This is a genomic window from Streptomyces sp. PSU-S4-23 (genome assembly GCF_055632315.1).
Map to the genome: position 1 here is coordinate 3,667,571 of NZ_JBVMUU010000002.1, position 17,737 is coordinate 3,685,307.

General features: G+C 70.3%; 14 protein-coding genes and 1 tRNA gene. 3 read left to right on the forward strand and 12 right to left on the reverse strand.

Annotation, left to right across the window (positions count from 1 at the left end):
* Positions 1 to 8: 8 nt before the first annotated feature.
* The gene (locus ACZ79I_RS16810; RefSeq protein ID WP_471498247.1) at positions 9 to 1,670 is read right to left on the reverse strand and encodes an FAD-binding oxidoreductase; all 1,662 of its coding nucleotides are present in this window, start codon (positions 1,668 to 1,670) and stop codon (positions 9 to 11) included.
* 74 nt (positions 1,671 to 1,744) lie between these two features.
* On the reverse strand, positions 1,745 to 2,233 hold the full coding sequence (locus tag ACZ79I_RS16815) for a cupin domain-containing protein (protein ID WP_471498248.1): 489 nt from the start codon (positions 2,231 to 2,233) through the stop codon (positions 1,745 to 1,747).
* 293 nt (positions 2,234 to 2,526) lie between these two features.
* Here ACZ79I_RS16815 and ACZ79I_RS16820 point away from each other — a divergent pair, with 293 nt between their 5' ends.
* Complete coding sequence (locus ACZ79I_RS16820; RefSeq protein ID WP_471498250.1) at positions 2,527 to 3,642, forward strand: transaldolase family protein; 1,116 nt, start codon at positions 2,527 to 2,529, stop codon at positions 3,640 to 3,642.
* 29 nt (positions 3,643 to 3,671) lie between these two features.
* Here ACZ79I_RS16820 and ACZ79I_RS16825 read toward each other — a convergent pair whose 3' ends face one another.
* A complete protein-coding gene (locus ACZ79I_RS16825) occupies positions 3,672 to 4,442 on the reverse strand; it encodes a methyltransferase (protein ID WP_471498251.1) in 771 nt (256 codons plus the stop codon).
* A 308-nt stretch (positions 4,443 to 4,750) separates the two neighbouring features.
* On the opposite strand from ACZ79I_RS16825, the gene ACZ79I_RS16830 reads away from it, so the two are divergent.
* The gene (locus ACZ79I_RS16830) at positions 4,751 to 6,697 is read left to right on the forward strand and encodes a helix-turn-helix domain-containing protein (RefSeq protein WP_471498252.1); all 1,947 of its coding nucleotides are present in this window, start codon (positions 4,751 to 4,753) and stop codon (positions 6,695 to 6,697) included.
* A gap of 18 nt (positions 6,698 to 6,715) precedes the next feature.
* Here ACZ79I_RS16830 and ACZ79I_RS16835 read toward each other — a convergent pair whose 3' ends face one another.
* The 8 genes from ACZ79I_RS16835 to galU form a co-directional block, all read right to left on the reverse strand.
* Entirely contained in the window at positions 6,716 to 7,906 is a 1,191-nt protein-coding gene (locus tag ACZ79I_RS16835; protein ID WP_471498254.1) for an IS701 family transposase, read from the reverse strand.
* A 410-nt stretch (positions 7,907 to 8,316) separates the two neighbouring features.
* A tRNA-Ala gene (locus tag ACZ79I_RS16840) sits at positions 8,317 to 8,390 on the reverse strand.
* Between the two features lie 87 nt (positions 8,391 to 8,477).
* A complete protein-coding gene (sepX, locus tag ACZ79I_RS16845; RefSeq protein ID WP_471498255.1) occupies positions 8,478 to 9,743 on the reverse strand; it encodes a divisome protein SepX/GlpR in 1,266 nt (421 codons plus the stop codon).
* A gap of 173 nt (positions 9,744 to 9,916) precedes the next feature.
* Entirely contained in the window at positions 9,917 to 10,609 is a 693-nt protein-coding gene (locus ACZ79I_RS16850; RefSeq protein WP_471505006.1) for a GNAT family N-acetyltransferase, read from the reverse strand.
* On the reverse strand, positions 10,606 to 11,187 hold the full coding sequence (locus tag ACZ79I_RS16855; RefSeq protein WP_471498256.1) for a MogA/MoaB family molybdenum cofactor biosynthesis protein: 582 nt from the start codon (positions 11,185 to 11,187) through the stop codon (positions 10,606 to 10,608). Before ACZ79I_RS16855 ends, ACZ79I_RS16850 begins: the two co-directional genes overlap by 4 nt.
* Positions 11,184 to 11,663 (reverse strand): cyclic pyranopterin monophosphate synthase MoaC, encoded by a 480-nt coding sequence (gene moaC / locus ACZ79I_RS16860; protein ID WP_471498258.1) that lies wholly within the window; start codon positions 11,661 to 11,663, stop codon positions 11,184 to 11,186. Before moaC ends, ACZ79I_RS16855 begins: the two co-directional genes overlap by 4 nt.
* 83 nt (positions 11,664 to 11,746) lie before the next feature.
* On the reverse strand, positions 11,747 to 13,069 hold the full coding sequence (glp, locus tag ACZ79I_RS16865) for a molybdotransferase-like divisome protein Glp (RefSeq protein ID WP_471498259.1): 1,323 nt from the start codon (positions 13,067 to 13,069) through the stop codon (positions 11,747 to 11,749).
* A 4-nt stretch (positions 13,070 to 13,073) separates the two neighbouring features.
* Positions 13,074 to 13,976, reverse strand: coding sequence for a UTP--glucose-1-phosphate uridylyltransferase GalU (gene galU, locus ACZ79I_RS16870; RefSeq protein ID WP_471498260.1), 903 nt, complete (start codon positions 13,974 to 13,976; stop codon positions 13,074 to 13,076).
* A gap of 104 nt (positions 13,977 to 14,080) precedes the next feature.
* On the opposite strand from galU, the gene ACZ79I_RS16875 reads away from it, so the two are divergent.
* Complete coding sequence (locus ACZ79I_RS16875; protein WP_471498262.1) at positions 14,081 to 14,692, forward strand: 5-formyltetrahydrofolate cyclo-ligase; 612 nt, start codon at positions 14,081 to 14,083, stop codon at positions 14,690 to 14,692.
* Positions 14,693 to 14,782: 90 nt separating this feature from the next.
* On the opposite strand, the gene ACZ79I_RS16880 is transcribed toward ACZ79I_RS16875, so the two are convergent.
* Positions 14,783 to 17,554 carry a penicillin acylase family protein gene (locus ACZ79I_RS16880; RefSeq protein WP_471498263.1) on the reverse strand — a complete coding sequence of 924 codons (2,772 nt, stop codon included), beginning with the start codon at positions 17,552 to 17,554 and terminating at the stop codon, positions 14,783 to 14,785.
* Between the last annotated feature and the right edge of the window lie 183 nt (positions 17,555 to 17,737).

The following is a 17,737-nucleotide window of genomic DNA, read 5'->3' on the forward strand; positions in this document are numbered from 1 at the left end:
AGCTCGCCTCACGTGTGGTCGGGAAGGGTGACGGACTGCGAGTGCCGGAAGGTGTTCCGAGGGTCGTACGCGGCCTTGACACCCTGCAGTCGCGGGTAGTTGCCCTTGTAGTAGAGCGTGTACCAGGGCACGCCGGTGGTGTTGACACTCGTGTCGGTGATGTCCGCGTCCGGGTAGTTGATGTAGCAGCCGTCCGTGGCCGCGCCGGGAACGGGATATCCGCCGGTCGCCGAGAAGACCTCGCCGTACACGTCACGCACCCAGCCGATGTTCGCGGCGTCGTCCTCGGCACTCGGCCAGAAGCTCTGGAACAGCCCCTTGAAGATCGAGTCCCGCTGCGCCGACGCGGTGTCGCCGGAGCCCACGGTATTGATCCTCCCCCCGTACGAGAGGAGGACGACCATGGACGCGGGGTTCTCGTGGTCGGTGCGCGTCAAGTGCCGGTACATCGCCGCGGCCTGCGCCGCGGTGACGTTCTTGCGCAGGTAGGCGGACTTGTGGTGGCCGCGCAGCGTCGGGTTGGTCAGGGTCGGGTTGCTCGTACCCAGCAGCTTGACCGAGTGCAGCCATGGCAGGCGCTGCGGCGTGAACAGGCCGGGGAGCGCGCCCAGTTCACCGACCGGCTCGGACATCGGGCGTACCGCCGCGTCGGGCAGCGAGGAGGTGACCTCGGCGAGGAAGTCGCCGAGCACCTTCTCCGCGTCGGGGACGGTGGCGTCGATCTGGGTGAGCAGACCGATGCCGCCGTTCGCCTTGTGATTCATCATGAGGAAGCTGCACAGGGAAGCCGCGGCGGAGTCGGCGGAGCCGTTCTTCTCGTGCCAGGCGCCGAACTTCTGCACCAGCGAGGTGAAGGAGTCCTTGTCCAGCTCGCTCCAGGGAAGGGCGAGCGCGCTGACCAGAACTTCCTTCGGGGGCTTGGGCAGCAGCGACGAGGGCTCGACGCCGGTGGCACCGGGGCTGCGGAACCAGTACCGCGTGATGACGCCGAAGTTGCCGCCGCCACCGCCGGTGTGCGCCCACCACAGGTCGCGGTGGGGATCGTCGGCCTCGCGCGTGGCCACCACGCTGCGCGCCTTGCCGTTCGCGTCCACCACGACCACCTCGACCGCGTACAGGTGGTCGACGGTCAGGCCGTGCCGTCGGGACAGCATTCCGTAGCCGCCGCCGCTGATGTGACCGCCCATCCCCACCGAGTAGCACATGCCACCGGGGATGGTGACGCCCCAGCCTTTGAAGAGGGAGTCGTACACATGGAGCAGCGTCGATCCGGCACCCACTTCGAAGGCCTTGCGCTCCTCGTCGTAGGCGATGGTGTCGAGCAGGGAGGTGTCGATGACCACCCGGACCTCGGAGTTGAAGACGAAGTCCGCGTAGCAGTGGCCGCCGCTGCGCACCGAGATCCGCTTGTTGCCGTCCACGGCCTCCTGAACGGCCCGCACCACCTGCTCGGTGCTCCGCACCAGCCGCACGGAATCGGGCCGGGCGACCCAGCGGGAGTTGTTGCCGACGACGAGATCGGCATAGCGGGCGTCGCCCGGAAGGACGGTGACGGCGTCAGAGCCGGGGGCGGCGGAAGCGGCGGCGGCGCCCGTCGCGGCGGGGCCGACGTCCAGAGTCGTGGCGGCTATCGCGGCGGCCGTGCCGGCCAGGACGCTTCGTCTTCTCATGGAACTCGCGTTCTCTTTCTGTATCGGGGTGCAAGCTTTTGGACGGTCACACAGGTTCGGTAGACGCCGAGCGGTCAGTCGCCCCAGATCATGCCGAGCCCGAGATTCTCCGCGAATTCCATGGTGCGGTCGACCGACCACGATTCACCGACCGGCGCCGAATTTCCCAGCCCAGTCGGGTAGCCGGCCTCCGAGAAGAACCTCTCGAATCCGCCAGGCGTGGTGACGACATAGAAACGGGCGGTTTCGCTCTCCACCAGGTAGGAATGCGGTATGCCACGCGGAAGGAACAGCACACCGGCGCCGTTGACGATTTCGGTGCCGTCTCCGACCGTGAGGAGGACTTCCCCTCCCTCGATGATGAAGATCTCATCCTCGAGCGTGTGGGTGTGGCGCGGTGCGCGTTCTCCCATCACCGCGCTGAAGTGGGTGATGCCCAGCGTGCCACCGGTCTCCTCGGCGGAGAGTTTCGTGGTGACCACCGACCCCTTCCCCCAGAGCCGGGAAATCCCCTCGCCGTCGCGGCGAATCACGGGCGACCGTCCGTCGAGCCCTGCGGTCAAGGTCCCTCCAGAGAACTCTGCATTCACTCACTCACCAGTTCACGGGGAGCCTCACATGCCGCCGTCGCCGCCTGCAACGCGAACGGACTTAGTTTGTCAGGTATCACCCCACAGCCTTCCGGAACACATGACGAGCCGAAACGCAACCCCGCGCCGCGCACTTTGTCAGGTGTCCGCGACGTGATCACGCGGTGACTAGGCCGTTATCGCTGCATGCACAGAAGCGTGGTGCCAGACCCTAGAATTGTGGATGCCCTGTGCATCTGATTGGACTGCTGGAGCGGAGGCAGTCATTGACCACGTGTCCGCGCTCGCGACGCAGTGGCGTCCTGGACCAACTCGCGGCGGAGGGGGTCGGCCTCTGGCTGGACGACTACCATCGCGGCCGGCTGGCCGACGGCAGCCTGGAAAGACTGGTGGCCGACGGACTGGTCAGCGGTGTCATCTCCCGGCCCGCGGCCGTGGCACGCGCCGTCTCGAACACCACCGTCTACGGGGACCAGCTGAGCCGGCTCTCAAGCGCGGCCGCCTCGGCCGAGGATCGCGTCTATGCGCTCATCGCCGAGGACGTCCGTGCGGCCTGCACCGCGCTGGAACCGATGTTCCGGGCGACGAAGGGCCTGCACGGCTGGGTCTCCCTGGGCATCGCGCCCCGCCTGGCCGCGGATGCCGAGGCCATGGCCGACCACTCCAGGCGGCTTGCGGAGATGGTCGACCGCCCCAACGTACTGATCCGGATCCCCGCCGTGGTCACGGGACTTGCCGCCGCCGGTGACGTGCTCGCCCACGGGGTCGGCGTGCACGTCACCTCCGTGTACTCCGTGCAGCGGTACGCCCAGGCGGTGGACGCCTATTTCCGCGGCCTGGAACGCGCCACGGCCGACGGTCACGCCGCGTCCGCCGTCGCCTCGCTCGTCTCCCTGGACATCGGCCATCTCAACGCCGGCGTCGACGCGCTGCTGGACGGCTCGGCGGATCCCTGCGCCGCCGCGCTGCGCGGACAGGCCGGGGTGGCCACCGCGCGGCTCGTCTACCGCCGCTACGAGGAGAGCCTCGGCGGTTCGCACTGGCGCTCCCTGGTTGCCGACGGCGCCCGCCCCCAACGGCTGCTCTGGACGTCGGAGAACGCGCCGGAATCCCGTCGAGCCGCGCTGGACCGGGTCGAACGGCTCATCGCCTGGATGACCTTGCACGCCCTGCCTCAGCAGGCGCTCGAAGCGCTGGACCTCGGCGAGGGGTTCCACGGCGACACCCTCTCCGGTGAACAGGCCGCAGCCTGCCGGGTGTTGGACGCGTACGGATGGTCCGGCATCGTCCTCGACTCGCTCGCGCGCGACCTGGAGGCCGCCGCGATCGCGAGGGAGCGTGCCGCTTGGGACGAGCTCTTGACGGCGGTTCAGGCGGACTGAGTCATCGTTCAGGCGGGCTGGGTCATCGTTCAGGCGGGCTGGGTACGCGGCCCGCCGCGGTGCACGGCGCCGTCGTACACCTCCGACGACTCCTCGCCGGAACGTATTTCCACCAGGAAGTGCTCGACCACGTCTCCTCTGTCGACGATGACGTGCCTCCCGAGCACCCGCAACCGCCGCCCCGTTTCCTCGGCGATCCGGTGCAGTCCGTCCATGTCCCCTCTGCTGCTGAAGTGCAGCAGGGCCCGGCCGTCGTTGGTCAGCCGACGCGGTGCCTCGTCCACGTACCTGCGGTGTGCTTCGTATCCGGGGTCCACATAGGCACGTTCCAGGGGAGTGGCGAACCGGTAGTCCTCCGGTGCGCGGACGTACGGCGAACTCCAGACGATGGTGTCGAAGCGCTGCCCGGCGGGCAGCGCTTCGAACAGGTCGCTGTGCACGGCCAAGACCCGGTCGGCGACCCCGTGCCGTTGCGCGTTGAGCAGTGCGTTCGCCACCGCCTCGGCGTTGATGTCGGAGGCGACGACCCGCTCGCAGCCCGCGAGGGCGGCAGTCACGGCGACGACTCCGGTGCCGCAGCCGATCTCCAGAAACGCGCCGCGCCAAGGGGGGCACTCGGGATCGGAGAGGCCGAGCATGTCCAGGACGATCTCGGTGGTGCCCGCGTGCACAGGGGCGAAGACCGTGTCGAGCAGGTCCCACTCCCTTCCGCACAGCGAGAAGACCCTGGGCCGGTGTTCCGCTCGCATGGAGTCACGGCTGCGTTCGAGCGAACGTAGATAACTCTTGATCTCGGACATCCCGCCCCGACGTTCCCCTCTGCGCGCCGGGCACCGACTCCGGCGTTCCCGGTCACCGTTCACATCCCCGTGCTCACAGACCGGGCTCGATCTTTCCGTGACATCCCCGACGAGCGACAGGTGATCCGACCACACAGTTGACCGGGGAGACGGGTGACTCGGCCACCCCGCACGGGAACACCAGTACGATCATATGCGGCAAGCAGTTGCCTCCGCGGGGCCCCAAGTTTAGGCTCCCTAACGACCGACTTGCTTGATCACGGGGGATGATGATGGGGGGACTGGTGTCGGCCGCCTCTCCGGATGGGATGTCCGTGCTGGAACTGCTCGCCGAGGGGGCGCCGGCAGCGCGGTTCGAGGAACTGCTGCGCGCCGCCCGGCACGAGGAGGCTTCCGACGACACCCTTGCGGAACTCGACCAGGCCGTCCGCCTGGCCTCGCGCGTCCAGGCCCTGATCAGCCACGCACAGCAGCGGGAGGCCGGACTCGCCGCGCTCGTCGACACCGCCCACGACCTCACCCTGGTGCACGGTATGGACGCGCTCCTGCACGAGATCGCACGACGGGCACGCCGACTGCTGAACTTCGACATGGCCTACATCGGACTGCGCGACGCGGACGGCGAGGGCCGGGCCTCCTCCATCCGCGCGGCGGAGGGCGAGACCACCTCACTCAGCGTGGGCCTGAAGACCGAGGACGACTCCGGCCTCGGCGGCCTTGTCCAGCGGAGCGGGGCGCCCGCCTGGAGCCCCGACTACCTGACCGACAGGGACATTCCGCACGTCCCCGACATCGATGCCGTCGTACGGGCCGAAGGTCTGCACGCCATCCTGGCGGTTCCGCTCGGCTACGGCACCACGGTCTTCGGCACCCTCTACGGCGCCGACCGGAAGGTGCGGCACTTCACGCCGGACGAGATCAGCCTCATGCGCTCACTCGGCAAGCTCGCCGGCGTCGCCATCGAACGCGCGCGGCTGCTGGAGGAGACCCGCGCCGAGGTGACCGAGCTGGAACTGGACACCTCCCGCGCCAGGAGCAGTCTCGACGTGCAGCGCCGGGTCGAGGCCGCCTACATCCGGCTGATCGACCTGGTGCTCAGCGGCTGCGACCCGCAGACCCTCGCCGAAGCGGCGGTCGAGGAGCTGTCGGGGGCACTGGTCGTCAGGGACTGCCTCGGACGAACGGTCGTCGTGACCGGTACGCCGCCCGAACTCGCCGAGGACGACGTGCTCAGGTGGACCTACGACGCCCACGCGGCCGGCTGCCCGGTGCCCATGTCCGAGGGCGGCTGGGTCGCGCCGGTCACCGCCGGCGGCGAGAACCTGGGCGCCATTCTGCTGGTCCCCGACCAGCCGCTCACGGACGGCTTCGGAGTGCGGTTGCTCCAGCTCACCGCGCGGGCGGTCGCCCTCATCCTGTTGCTGCAGCGCACCTCGACGGTGGCCCACGACCAGATCCGTGACGAACTGTTAGAGGAGTTGCTCAGCGACATCCCGCCGCAGCCGCGCCAGATGATCCCGCGGGCTCGCCGCCTCGGCATCTCCATCGACGAACCGCATGTGATGGTGGTGGCCCGGCCTGAGGGAGGTCCGGAAGGCCGGGCCGCGGCGTGGGCGTCGTCGTACGCCCATCGCGTGTCCGGGCTCATGAGATTCCGTGACGGCTGTGTGACGCTGCTGGTCCCCGGCGAGGACCCGCTCGCGGCGGCCACCGCGGTGTCCGGGGAGCTTGCGCCGCTCGTCGGCCATCCCGTCACGGTCGGGGCGGCCGGGCCCGTTTCGGGCCCGGGCCGCGTGGCACAGGCCCACCGCGAGGCCCTCAGCTGCCTGGAGGCGCTCACCGAGCTGGGCAACCTCGGTGGCGTCGCCACCCCACAGCAGATGGGCTTCCTCGGTGTCCTGCTCTCCGAGACCCACGACATCGGCGACTACATCGAGGCCGTGATCGGCCCCGTACTGGACTACGACACCCAGCGCTTCACCGAACTGACCCGGACCCTCGACGCCTATTTCTCCTCCTCCACGAGCCCCACGCGCGCGGCGGCGAGCCTGCATGTTCACCCCAACACGGTGTCCAGACGGTTGGAGCGCATCACCGAACTCCTGGGAGCCGACTGGCAGGATCCCGAACGGGCACTCGACATCCAGCTCGCCCTCCGGCTGCACCGTACCCGGCGCACCCTGCAGCACCGGCAGGCGGCCTCCAGGGCGGTGGGGGACACCGGCAGCCAGGCTCCACAGAGGTCAGAGGCATAAGGCTCTGGGGTACAAGGGTCAGGCGGAGGGCCGAAGCGCGCGGAAACGCCGCTCGTCCGACTCGTCGGCCCCGGCCGCCAGCACCGACACCGCATGGGCGACGGAGGCCAGGGTCATGTGGCGGTGCCAGCCCCGGAACGAGCGTCCCTCGAAGTCGCGAACACCCACCTGCTCGCTGATCTGCTGCTCGTCCTGGGCGACCCGCTGCGCAAGCCACGTCAACCGCACGAGATCGCCGACCGGTGCCGTCGCCGGGGCCGCGAGCCAGAGCGCCGTCGGCGCCTTCCCGCGTTCGTGCCACTCGCCGATCAGCAACAGCTCGGGCCCGGAGCACGGCCCGGGAAGCCGTACCCGCACCGCCGCCACGAGCGTGGTGCGCCGCACCGGTCCCCGGGCGGCCTCCAGCGGACGGCGCAGCCCCTGCACGGACTCCATGATGTGGCGGGCCGGAATCGCTCCCGCCCGGTACCCGGGCATCGCGCGGTCCGCCACGATCAGCGGGGTGCTCCCATTCACCCGGGAGAGCAGGGGAACCTGAGCTTCGACGAAGGGCCGGATGCCCCTGCCTAGGTCCGTCACGTGGGTGTCCAGCACGACGGGACGCGTCGGCGCCTCCCACCGGCCCAGCGCGGTCAGCGCCGTGGCGGTCGTGCACTCGTCCGGTGTCTCCGCCTGGGCGCTGTCGGGAATCTCCGCCCTACGGCGTCTGCGCGCGTTCCCGAGCCAGGACTCGGGAAGATGCAGCCGCCACTGGACGGGGACGCTGGTCCCCTCGGTCGCGGCCCACGCCCCGAAGGCCAGCTGGCCGTTGAGCACCTGTCCGGACCCCGGGACGAACTGCCGCTCCACCCCGACCGAGTACTCGCCTGCCTTCGGAATGAACAGCGGTCGTACGACCCAGGCCCGTGGTGCCAGCACCCGCGTGACATGGTCGGCGAGGGCCTGGCGTATGGGCAGCCAGTCCCAGGTGGAGTCGCTGATGAAGTGGTGCAGGCTTTGCTCGGCCGCGGCCCCGCCGACGAGCGTGGCGATGTTCCGGATCGACTTGCGCCCCTTCGCCGCCAGCAGCCCACTCAGATAGTGCCGTGCCCTGAGCCGCTGGTCACTGCGGCGTAACGACGCGAAGAGCGCAGCACTCAACTCGTCGCCCGGATCGGTGACGTCGTGGGCGCCTTCTCGTATTCGGTAGCTGGAGACACTCGCGTTCATGGTTCCCCCGTTCGCCGACTTCACGGTTGCGCCCTCAACATTGGCCGCCCACGTCTGGCGACGGGAGGTGCACCGGGCACACACCTGCGAGTGACGACGGTTGCCTGGCCACTCCCGAGAGGCTCCCTCCGAGGGCGGCCGCGAGGTGACGGCGGCACTGTGTGTGGTGCGGTCACCTCGCGGCTGCCCTGAGCGCAACACGCGTATCGGGCTTGATGTTCGGGCTGCTCCAGGGCTTCGACGAAGGGGAGGGGATTTCCGGTGCGGGCTCGGACGCCGGATGCTCCGGTGCCGTACCCGGGCATGTGGATGGTCGAACAGACCCCGGAAACGACGAAGATCCCGACCGATCAGAAAGATCAGCGGGATCTCGTCAACTGCCTTTGAGCGAACTCAAGAACAGCCGTGCGTGGACCTGAGGGGATTTGAACCCCTGGCCCCCTCGATGCGAACGAGGTGCGCTACCGGACTGCGCCACAGGCCCTTGCAACGAGTGAAACTCTAGCATCCCCGTCCGGGTGCTTGGAAATCCGTTCCTGGCTGGTCAGCCGAGCGCCGCCGGGCGGCGGAGTCACTCGTTGGCGGCCCGGGGCCGTTCCCCGTCCTCGTACTGGTCGAACAACGGCGTACGTCCGCGCCCCCGGGCCCGCCGCGCGGAAGCCGAGCGGCGGGCATCGCTCCGCCCGCCGCCCGCGGGCTCCGCCGGCCGTTCCTGCGGACCGGACCCGGACTCTGCCCGGCGCGGCTCGGCGCCCGTCTCGGGGACCCCCGGCACGGGCGCCGCCTCCGCCGCGCTCGACCGGGCCGAGCTCCATGCGTCCGGCGCCCCGAGGTCCACGCTCGGTGTCGCCCGCGGAGCGACCGGCGCGGTCACATACGTCGGCAGCGGCACCGGTACCGGATCCCAGCTGTCGCCGTGCCCCGGCCTGCGCCGGCGCTCGCGCTGCTGGTCCACCCACTCCGCGTGGTCGGTCTGCTCGACCAGGGCACGGCGGTCGGCGGCGAGCGCGGACAGTCCGGGGTCGCTGTCGGCCTCGGGGCCGTCCTCCGGTTCCTCCGCGGCGGAGGGTGCCGGGGGCCGGCGTCGTGGCTGGCGCTCGCGCAGCCGCTGCGCCGCGGCCTCGGCCCGTCGCCGGTCCATCGTGTACGTGAACCGCTTGCGCTCCTGCGCCCGCAGATGGGCGATGTACGCGCTCAGCAGCACGGCGGGCACCCCCGGCGCCCACAGGAAGGCGAGCCCTCCGACCGCGGCGACGATCGCGCCCAGGGTGAAGGCGAGGAAGAGCATCACGGTCGTGCGGCGCCGGCGCGCGAGCACCTTCGTGCGCCGGGCGCGCGCCATGGCCTCCGCCGAGGGCGCCCTCCGGGGCCCGGGCGCCCTGTTCGCCTCGGGTGTGCGCGGGCCCGCGCCCTTGGCGGGGCGGGGCGCGGCCGCCCGGGACGGGGCGTGCGCCGCGGATCCGGACGCCCGCCGGGCCGGCTCGCCCGGCTCCCGCCGCACCGGCTCACCCGGCTCCCGCCGGGCCGGTCCCTGCGGCTGCACCCGGGCCTTGACCTGCTCCCGGGTCGGAGGCATGGCGAAGGCCCGGACGTCCACCGAGTCGGTGACGCCGTCCGGCTCGGCGTCGGGCTCCCCCTCTTCGGCGGAGCGCGCGCGCAGGTCCTTGGCGTATCGGCGCTCCATCCCCGCCCGTCCGGACAGCAGCCGGATGGCGGTGCTGAAGCGTTCCGTGGGACGAGACTCGTTCAACTCGTCCTGCCTACGGAGCCACATCGGCACCAAGTAGGCGGCCCAGGCCCCGACGATGACTGCGTAGATGAGGCCGCTGCTGCTCACGCCTCACACGGTAGAGGGGTTTGCGTGAGGCCATCTGCCAATTGAGCCGGTGTGTCGCACGATCTGGCTGATATTTCGAGCTTTTTTTGGGACCGATGCGATCAGCAGGCCATCGGGACCGCTAATTCATTGGCCTGAGGCGATCGGCGAGCGATCAATTTCGAACATATTTTTTATTTCCTGGGGTTGGCGGGCTTGCCCGGCTCCGCGCCCGCGCCCTGCGTGCGGGACGTCGGGTTCTGCGTGCCCGCCTGCTGGGAGCGGGCCCGGTGCCAGCGCGCGAGCAGACCCTCCGGCGCCTCTTCCGCGGTGAGCGCGAAGACGAGGTGGTCCCGCCAGGCCCCGTCGATGTGCAGATAACGCGGCCGGAGCCCCTCCTCGCGGAATCCGAGTTTCTCCACGACCCGGCGGCTCGGCCCGTTCTCCGGGCGAATACAGACCTCGATGCGGTGCAGCCCGACGGTCCGGAAGCAGTGGTCGACGGCGAGCGCCACGGCCGTCGGCATCACCCCGCGGCCCGCGACCGCCTCGTCCACCCAGTAGCCCACATGGCCCGAGCACATCGAGCCCCAGGTGATCCCGGCCACCGTCAGCTGTCCGACGAGGCGCCCCTGGTACTCGATCACGAAGGGCAGCATCCGGCCCGCGTTGGCCTCGTTGCGCAGATGCCGGACCATCTGGCGGAAGGTCGGCCGGTGCGCGACCGGGCCGCTGGGCGTGGGCGGCGGGATGGTCGCCTCCCACGGCCGCAGCCAGTCCCGGTTGCGGCGGTTGACCTCGCGCCAGGCGCGCTGGTCGCGCAGCCTTATCGGCCGGAGGACGACATCGCCGTCCGCCAGCTCGACGGGCCAGGAAGGGCTGTTCAGCTCGTACCCCCACTCGGTCCTGGGCGGTCCTCGCCGGCCGGGGACCCGCCCGCGCCGGCCCTGGGGTGGTCGCCGCCGCGGATCTGGTCGACGGCGTGCACCAACAAGGGTTCCAGGACGGCCAGTCCGTCCTTCACCCCGCCGGTGGAACCCGGCAGATTGACGATCAGCGTCCCGCCGGCGACCCCGGCCAGTCCCCGGGAGAGCGCCGCCGTGGGCACCTTCTCTCTTCCGAACGCCCTGACGGCCTCGGGAATGCCCGGCACCTCGTAGTCGATCACCGCCCGGGTCGCCTCGGGCGTGCGGTCGGTGGGCGACAGGCCGGTGCCGCCGGTGGTCACGATCACGTCGTAGCCCGCGCGGACGCCGGTCCTGAGCGCGTCCTCGACCGGGTCCCCGTCCGGGACCACCCAGGGGCCGTCGACCGCGAAGCCGAACCGGATGAGGGCCTGAGCGATCAGGGGACCGCCCTTGTCCTCGTACACACCCGCCGCCGCCCGGTTCGACGCGGTCACCACGAGGGCCGAGTACGGCGCTGTCAGGGCACCTCCGATCGGCGGCCCGGCCGGTACCGTCATGACCGGCTCCAGTCGCCCGACTTTCCGCCCGTCTTCTCCTGCACGCGCACGTCCGTGATCACCGCCCCCTTGTCCACCGCCTTGACCATGTCGATCACGGTCAGCGCCGCGACACTGACCGCGGTGAGCGCCTCCATCTCGACGCCCGTGCGGTCGGTGGTCTTCACGGTGGCCTCGATCTCGACGGCGTCGTCCGCGACCGACAGGTCCAGCGTCACACCGGACAGTGACAGCGGGTGACACAGCGGGATCAGGTCCGGTGTGCGCTTGGCGCCCATGATCCCCGCGATCCGCGCGACGGCGAGCGCGTCGCCCTTGGGCACGCCCTCGCCGCGCAGCAGCTCGACGACGCGCGGCGAGACCAGGACGCGGCCGCTGGCGCGCGCGGTGCGCGCGGTCACGTCCTTGCCGGAGACGTCGACCATGCGGGCTGCCCCCGCCTCGTCGATGTGGGTCAGTCGGTCCTGCGTACTCATCTGCTGTGGCGCTCCCGGTCCGGGTCCGTGCGGTGGAAGCGCGGACCTGTTGTGCGCGACACGGTACCGCCAACCGGGAGCGGTCAGCCGAGCAGGACCACCTCGACCTCGGTGCCCGGCTCCAAGGACGTCTCCTTCTCGGGGACGACGATCAGCGCGTCGGCGTGCGCGAGGGCCGCGACAAGGTGGGAGCTGGCACCGCCGACGGGGGTCACCGTGCCGTCGCGGTACGTCCCGCGCAGGAACTGCCGGCGGCCCGCGGGCGAGGGCAGCGCCTTGTCCGCCTCCACGACGGCCCTGGCCCTGGGGCGGTGCACGTCCTTCAGGCCCATCAGGGTGCGGATCACGGGGCGCACGAACAGCTCGAAGGACACGTACGACGACACCGGGTTCCCCGGCAGCGCGAGCAGCGGCGTGTGGTCGGGGCCGATGGCCCCGAAGCCCTGGGGCTTGCCGGGCTGCATGGCGAGCTTGCGGAACTCCACGCCGCCGCCCGCCTCGCCTTCGTCGCCGATGGAGGAGAGCGCCTCCTTGACGACGTCGTACGCCCCCACGCTCACCCCTCCGCTGGTGACCATGAGGTCGGCCCGCACCAGCTGGTCCTCGATGGTCGAGCGGAGCGTCTCGGCGTTGTCGGCGACCGCGCCGACCCGGTAGGCGATCGCCCCGGCGTCGCGGGCGGCGGCGGTGAGGGCGAAGCTGTTGGAGTCGTAGATCTGTCCGCTGCCGAGGTCCTCGTCGGGCTGGACGAGTTCGCTGCCGGTGGACACCACGACCACGCGCGGGCGCGGGCGCACCCGGACCGTGCCGCGGCCGATCGCGGCGAGCAGCCCGATCTGCGGGGGGCCGAGGACGGTGCCGGCCTCCAGGGCGAGGTCCCCGGCCTGCACATCGCTGCCCTTCGCGCGCACATGCGCGCGCGCCTCGGCGGGACGGTGGACCCTGACCTCCCCGGAGGCGCCCTCCGGGGACAGGCTGCGGGCGCGCATCCCGGAGACCGGCCCGCCGCCAAGCCCGCCGTCGGTCCACTCGACGGGAACGACGGTCTCGGCGCCGGGCGGCAGCGGGGCGCCGGTCATGATGCGCGCGGCCTGGCCGGGCCCCACCCGGAGCAGGTCGGCCGAGCCCGCCGCGACGTCCCCGATCACCGTGAGGACGGCGGGGAACTCCTCGCTCGCGCCCGCCACGTCCGCGACGCGCACCGCGTACCCGTCCATCGAGCTGTTGTCGAACGGCGGCAGGGACACCGGCACCATCACGTCGTCGACCAGGACACAGCCCTGGGCGTCGAGCAGTTGGAGCTCGATGGGCTCCAGGGGGCGGACGGTGGCGAGAATGTCCTCCAGGTGCTCCTCCACCGACCACAGGTGGTCCGGGCCGGTGGTGCGGTTCGCGGCGGCGCTCAAATCGCTACATCTCCTCAGCTACGTAACTTCGAAGCCAGACCCGGAAGTCCGGACCCAGGTCTTCACGTTCGCACGCAAGTCTGACAATGGCACGCAGGTAGTCGCCACGGTCCCCGGTGTCATAGCGGCGGCCCTGGAAGACCACGCCATGCACGGGGCCGCCGACCTTCTCGTCCTCGGTGAGTTGCTGGAGGGCGTCGGTGAGCTGGATCTCGCCGCCGCGGCCCGGCTCCGTCGTACGCAGTATGTCGAAGATGTGCGGGTCGAGGACATAGCGGCCGATGATCGCGTAGTTCGACGGGGCGTCCGCCGCCTCCGGCTTCTCGACGAGGCCGGTCACCTTGACGACGTCGCCGTCCTGGGTGGGCTCGACGGCCGCGCAGCCGTAGAGGTGGATCTGCTCCGGCGCGACCTCCATGAGCGCGACGACGCTGCCGCCGCGCAGTTCCTGGACCTCGACCATGCGGGCCAGCAGGGGGTCGCGCGGGTCGATCAGGTCGTCACCGAGGAGGACGGCGAAGGGTTCGCGGCCGACGTGCGGGGCGGCGCACAGCACGGCGTGGCCGAGGCCCCTGGGATCGCCCTGGCGGACATAGTGCATGGTGGCGAGGTCGCTGGACTCCTGGACCTTCGCGAGCCGTTCGGCGTCGCCCTTCTTCTCGAGCGCCGACTCCAGTTCGTAGTTGCGGTCGAAGTGGTCCTCAAGGGGGCGCTTGTTGCGGCCGGTGACCATCAGGACGTCGTCGAGCCCCGCGGACACGGCCTCTTCGACCACGTACTGGATCGCGGGCTTGTCGACGACCGGCAGCATCTCCTTGGGCGTCGCCTTGGTGGCCGGCAGGAACCGGGTGCCGAGGCCCGCTGCGGGAATGACAGCCTTGCTGATCCTGGGGTGCGACTCAGTCATGTCCGCAACCATATCCGGTGGCTATGTGCGGAATCTGTGGCCCCGGTTAATTCGCTCTCATATGAAAGCATTAGGAAGGGATGGGGCAGCGACCTGTGGCTCCCATGGAACGCGAGACAGAGTCTGACAAGCGATTGTTGCGGCGAGGGTTCCTCGCGGTGAGAAGCAGGTTGACGCCGGATGACGTGCACCGGGCGGCGGGCGCGCTCGCCGCCCGGGCCCTGGAGCTGCCCGAACTGGCGCACGCGAGCACGGTGGCGGCTTACGTCTCCGTGGGCGGCGAACCCGGCACCCTGGCGCTCCTGGACGCGCTGCGCGCGCGGAACGTGCGCGTCCTGCTCCCGGCGCTGCTGCCGGACAACGACCTCGACTGGGGCGTGTACGCCGGTCCGGACTCCCTCATCCGCGTCCGGCACGGCGGGAAGATGGCCCTCCTGGAGCCCGTGGGCGAGCGCCTGGGCCCGGAGGCGGTCCGGCAGGCGGACGCCGTACTGCTGCCGGGTCTCGCCGTCGATGCGCGCGGTATGCGCCTCGGGCGCGGCGGAGGCTCCTACGACCGTGTGCTGGCCCGTCTGGAAGGAGCCGGCGCCGAGCCCGCGCTGGTGGTGCTCCTGTACGACGCGGAGGTCGTGGCGCACGTACCCGAGGAGCCTCACGACCGTCCGGTCCACGCGGCGGTGACGCCGTCGGGCGTGCACCGTTTCCGCGAGTCCTAGAGGCCGCTGCCGGCCCCGTGGAGGCCCCCCGCCTCGTGAGACCGGCCCTCCACGCACGCGTGGAGGGCCGGTCTCACGAGGCGGTGCCCGTCAGGGCCTGAGCACCAGCGTGTCGGCCGTGTTCTTGTCGACCGCGTCCTTCGAGAAGTGCCACGGCAGCAGTTCACCCTTGGCCCACAGGTCCGTCTGGTCGGTGTAGTGGGCGCTGTAGGCGTGGCCCGAGGCACCGGAGAGGTTGATCCACTTGGACTTGTCGAGGTCGCCCAGGTTGACCACCATCCGCATCGACGGCACCCAGACGACACCGTAGCCGCCCGCCGCGTTCCAGCCCGTGGCGTTCACGGTCGCCTCGCCGCCGTCGAGCTTCCAGGGGCCCCTGTTGAGCATGTACTGGACTATCCGGGGGCCGCCGGTGCCGAGGGTCTGGTTCTTCAGGAACAGGCGGTGCAGACGGCCCCAGCTCCAGGTGTCGATGTCCTTGCCGAGCTTGGCGGTCAGCTCCCACCGGGCGTCCTTCATGGCGCGCCCGAACAGTTCGTCCCGCGTCGTGGTCGCCTTGTCGGTGCGCGTCTTGGGCGTCTGCCACCAGTCGTTGTTCTCGTCGTCGATGATGTCGCGCACCACCTCGAACCAGCGGTCGCCGCCGTCCGGCTGCGCCTGGTCCGCGTCGCGCTGACCGCACTCGCGCACCTTCCGGTTCTCGTCCGCGGGCCCGGTGTTGTCGGCCGGCTCGACCCACAGGCACTGTCCCTTGACCCGCAGTTCCCCTGGCAGCTTGTTGCCGAAGGCCAGCTTGAGGATGTTGCGCCAGACGGCGTTGAAGTACGCGGCCGCCGCCGAGTCGGCGTCCTGGGTGTAGTCCCAGCCCTCCAGCAGCTTCTGCGCCTCGCGGACATGCTTGTCCGAGACGTCGATCTTGAGCAGCTTGGGCACCAGGAGCCTGGCGATCTCGCTGCTGCTGTCGAGCTGCATCTGCCGCATGTCGTCGGTCGAGATCTTGCCGCCGCCCTTGATCTTCGACTCGATCAGGTCGTTTATCCGCTGGCTGCGCGCGCCGTAGCCCCAGTCCGTGGTGAGCGTGTAGGGGTAGGCGTCCTTGCCGACCACGGCCTGGTTGGCGGTGACGATGTAGCCGCGCTCCGGGTTGAACTCGTGCGGCAGCTCGTCCTGCTTGATGTAGCCGGTCCACTTGTACGCGGAGTCCCAGCCGGGCGCCGGGATCGAGCCGTCGAGGCCCTGCGCGCGCGTGGGGATCTTCCCGGGCAGCTGGTAGCCGATGTTGCCCCGGGTGTCGGCGTAGATCAGGTTCTGCGAGGGCACGTCGAAGGACCGGGCCGCCGCGCGGAACGCGTTCCAGTCCGTCGCCTTGTCGATCTCGAACACGGCGTCCATGGAGGAGCCCGGATCCAGCGCGGTCCAGCGCAGCGCGATGCCGTAGCCGTCGCCGCGGTCGGGCGCCGCGGTGTCGACGGTGGCCTTCTTGCCGACCTTGACGAGTTCGTCGTCGCGGTCGGACAGGAGGGGGCCGCTCTTCGTCTCACGGACGACGATCTTCTTGGATCCGCCCCCGGCGATCTTGATCGTCTCGGTGCGGGTGGTGAAGGGCACCACCTTGCCGTCGTACACGTAGCCGTCGCCGGACAGCTTCTCCAGGTAGAGGTCGGTGACGTCGACGCCGGAGTTGGTCATGCCCCAGGCGATGGCCTGGTTGTGGCCGATGATCACGCCGGGCAGGCCCGCGAACGTGTACCCGGTGACGTCGTAGGGGCACCGGGACGAGACGGCCGTGCAGTGCAGGCCCATCTGGTACCAGACCGACGGCAGGGAGGCCGACAGGTGCGGGTCGTTGGCCAGCAGCGGCTTGCCGGTGATGGTGTGGCTGCCGGCCACGACCCACGAGTTGGAGCCGATGCCGTTGCCGTTCACGCCGACGGCCGTGGGGACGTCGTCCAGGACGTTGTAGAGGCCGGCCAGCTGGCTGCGCAGGGCCGACGACCCCGAGGTCCCGGTGGTCGACGTGGTGGTTCCGGTGGTACCCGTGGTACCGGTGGTCGACCCGGTGCCCGTCGAGCCGCCCTGTTCGAACGTCTTCGTGGCGGCGTCGTACCGGCCCTCCTGGACGATCGGCTTGTGGCGGCCGTACGGGTACTCCGGGTACAGGTCCGCGATCTGCTTCGGGCCCAGACGGCTGGTCATCAGGGAGCGGTCGATCTCCTCCTGCATGTTGCCGCGCAGGTCCCAGGCCATCGCCTTCAGCCAGGAGACCGAGTCGACCGGGGTCCACGCCTCCGGCCGGTAGTCGCCGGTGAGGTTCAGGGCCGCGTACTCCAGGGAGATGTCCTTGCCGTCCTTGCCCTGCAGGTAGGCGTTGACTCCCTTGGCGTAGGCCCGGAGGTACTTCTTCGTGGAGGCCGACAGTGTGGTGTCGTACTCCTTCTGTGCCACCCGGTCCCAGCCCAGGGTGCGCAGGAACTCGTCGTTCTTGATCTGGCTCTTGCCGAACATCTCGGACAGGCGCCCGGACGTCATATGGCGGCGCACGTCCATCTCGTAGAACCGGTCCTGCGCCTGGACGTAGCCCTGCGCCATGAACAGGTCCTCGTCGGAGGAGGCGTAGATCTGCGGGATTCCGTTGCCGTCGCGCTTGACGTCGACGGGGCCCGACAGGCCGGCGAGGGTGATCGAGCCCTTGGTCTGCGGGAAGGAGGCGCGCACCGTACTGACGGACCAGTACCCGCCGTACCCGAAGCCGGTCACAAGGGCCAGTACCAGGACGATCACGACCAGACGGGCTCTGCGCCCCTTCTTCCTGCCGGGCTTGCCGGGCTTCTGGCCGGAAGAGGCGGTGGTGTTGGGGGGCATCGCTGTCCTTGCTGTCCTAACACGAGCGGCAGGGCGGGCTGTGCTTTCTACTGAGCGCTGGAGCAACCATAGGCGCAGGGGCCCCTCCGCCTGGACGCGGTCCGGGGAACCCGGCCGGACTGGAGTTCGATCACGCGCCCCGGAGCGTCAAGAAAGCGTCAAGAATTAGGTAAGGTAACGAAG